The following is a 2,805-nucleotide window of genomic DNA, read 5'->3' as shown; positions in this document are numbered from 1 at the left end:
GGCAAAAGTGCGGTCGAATTTTGCGATGATAACCACATCCACACCGGCTTGTTTAAGATAATACAATTTATCGCGTAAACGCATAAGGCGAGCGGGGGCTTTGTCACCGAGAAAATACTCTCTTGGTTGCGGTTCAAATAACATCACCGCCATCGGCAAATTCAGTTCGTTGGCTTTTTGGCGTAAGTGGCGCAAAATCGCCTGATGGCCTAAATGTACCCCGTCAAAATTGCCGATGGTCAGAACACAACTCGACAAACATTGCGATACCTTAGAGCGCCCACGAATTAATTGCATGATATTGCCTGTAAAAAATTAAGATCAATTTTTTCATTATAACGACAAATGCCCACTTCGGAAAGCAAATCATAGACGGCTACATTGAACCCTAAAAAGGAGGTTATTATTGAGCAAGAGGCTAAATTTGATTACAATTCGTTAATTTTTTTATATCAGGAGGACGGGATGTATTTTGACCAAATTAAAGCTGAATTAGATGAGGCCGCAATCGTATTAAATGCGTTTTTATCAGATGAAAAAAATATTCAGGCGGTGCAACAGGCGGCATTGTTAATTGCCGATCGCTTTAAACAGGGCGGAAAGGTAATTTCTTGTGGTAACGGCGGTTCTCATTGTGATGCTATGCATTTTGCCGAAGAACTCACCGGACGTTACCGCGCAAATCGCCCGGGGTATCCTGCCATTGCCATTTCGGATGTCAGCCACTTAAGTTGTGTAGGTAACGATTTTGGTTATGAATATGTGTTTTCCCGTTATATTGAGGCAGTAGGTCAACAAGGCGATGTGTTATTTGCACTTTCGACTTCAGGCAATTCTGTGAATATTTTAAACGCCATTCAGGTTGCTAAAGAAAAAGGCATGAAGGTGATTGTGCTAACCGGCAAAGATGGCGGAAAAATGGCGGGCTTAGCCGATGTGGAAGTTCGCGTGCCGCATTTTGGTTATGCTGATCGGATTCAAGAAGTGCATATTAAAGTGATTCATATTTTGATTATGTTGATTGAATTTGAAATGAAAAAATAGATGTCATTGAAATTATCTGCGTAACTCAAGGAGTAAGACTTCATTTATTCAGACGTAGATATTTATGAATCAGACTTAAAAAAAGAAGATGGTTTCCAAACCATCTTCTTTTTTGTTAGACACCATTCGCGTGCTTTATTGCGCTTTTACCGCAGCAATTGCCACCATATTAATAATACGGCGAACAGAAGCGACTGACGTTAAAATATGCGCTGATTTTTTCAAGCCCATTAAAATTGGGCCGACGGTGATTGGCGTTGCGGTGCCTTGTAATAGATTTAAGCTGATACGCGCCGCTTCCATATTTGGCATCACCAGTACGTTTGCCGCGCCTTTGAGTGGGCTGTCCGGCATCACGTCATCACGGAGCTGTTGCGATAAGGCAACGTCACAGTGCATTTCGCCGTCAATGGAGAGTTCCGGCGCTCTTTCTTTCACTAAACGTAAAACGTTACGCATTTTGACCGCACTTGGGGTGTTGTTGCTGCCGTAATTAGAATGTGAAATTAAGGCAATCTGTGGCTCAATACCAAATAGGCTGACTTCTTTCGCTGTCATGAGCGTAATTTCTGCCAATTCTTCCTCTGTCGGATCGTTGTTCACGAAGGTATCGGCAAGGAACAAGTTGCCTGCCGGTAGCACCAAACCGTTAACGGTAGCCGCCGTATGTACGCCTTCTTGCAAACCAATGACGTTTTTGAGGGTTTTTAAATGGTCGGCATAATGTCCTACTAAACCACACAACATGGCGTCTGCATGACCTAAATGTAACAACACGGCACCGATAGCGGTTGGGTTGTTAAACATTTCACGTTTGGCAATGCTTGGTGTGACGCCCGAGCGTTTGAGCATGTCGTAGTAAGTTTTACAGCATTCTTGATAACGTGCGTCATTTTCGATGTTAATTAGCTCGAAATCACGCCCTGCCTGGATATGCAAACCGAGTTTGTTAATGCGTTGTTCAATCACGCTTGGGCGACCGAGTAAAATTGGATAAGCGATGCCTAAGGTCGAGATTTCTTGAACCGCGTGTAAAATTCGGCTTTCTTCACCGTCGGTTAATAATACACGTTTCTTGTCTTGTTTCGCTTGCGCAAATACCGGCTTCATAAACAAGTTGGTTTTATAAACGAACTGGGTGAGTTGCTCGATGTACGCATCAAAATCTTTAATTGGGCGGGTTGCGACACCGGAATCCATCGCAGCTTTTGCTACGGCTGGTGCGATACGCACGATCAAACGCGGATCGAATGGTTTTGGAATAATATATTCAGGACCGAAAGACAATTCGCTGTCACCGTAAGCGGAGGTAACCACATCGCTTTGTTCTGCCAAGGCTAAGTCGGCAATGGCGCGCACTGCGGCAAGTTTCATTTCTTCGTTAATGGTGGTGGCGCTGACATCCAATGCCCCACGGAAAATGAACGGGAAGCAAAGTACGTTGTTGACTTGGTTCGGATAGTCGGAGCGACCGGTGCACACAATAGCATCCGGACGGGCTTCTTTTGCCAATGGTGGCAGAATTTCCGGTTCAGGGTTGGCGAGTGCCAAAATCAACGGATGTGCCGCCATGGTTTTGACCATGTCTTGCGTTAACGTACCGGCAGCGGAACAGCCCAAGAAAATATCCGCATTCGGAATGACTTCCGCTAAGGTACGTTTGCCGTTATCGTCGATCGCATACAGTTTTTTGGTTTCATCCATGCGATCATCACGATTTTTGTAGATCACGCCTTTGGAGTCGCACACGGTGATATTTTC

At 44.7% G+C, this 2,805-nt stretch carries 3 protein-coding genes; 1 reads left to right on the top strand and 2 read right to left on the bottom strand.

All coding sequences use genetic code 11. The annotated features are described in order from the left end of the window. On the bottom strand, window positions 1-297 hold a 297-nt coding region (locus Q0203_RS05345; protein ID WP_297930084.1), incomplete at its 3' end, for an adenylyltransferase/cytidyltransferase family protein. A 168-nt stretch (window positions 298-465) separates the two neighbouring features. On the opposite strand from Q0203_RS05345, the gene lpcA reads away from it, so the two are divergent. Next, window positions 466-1,044, top strand: coding sequence for a D-sedoheptulose 7-phosphate isomerase (gene lpcA, locus Q0203_RS05340; RefSeq protein ID WP_295974998.1), 579 nt, complete (start codon window positions 466-468; stop codon window positions 1,042-1,044). Window positions 1,045-1,179: 135 nt separating this feature from the next. Here lpcA and Q0203_RS05335 read toward each other — a convergent pair. Next, on the bottom strand, window positions 1,180-2,805 hold a 1,626-nt coding region (locus Q0203_RS05335; protein WP_297930082.1), incomplete at its 5' end, for a phosphate acyltransferase.

The sequence above is a fragment of the uncultured Aggregatibacter sp. genome, from assembly GCF_938046485.1.
Taxonomy (GTDB): domain Bacteria; phylum Pseudomonadota; class Gammaproteobacteria; order Enterobacterales; family Pasteurellaceae; genus Aggregatibacter.
The sequence above is the reverse complement of the archived record's forward strand: the minus strand, read 5'-3'. Positions and strand labels throughout refer to the sequence as shown.

Excerpts from the sequence above, each read along its gene's own strand:
- lpcA (WP_295974998.1), top strand. The coding sequence starts at position 466 with ATGTATTTTGACCAAATTAAAGCTGAATTAGATGAGGCCGCAATCGTA.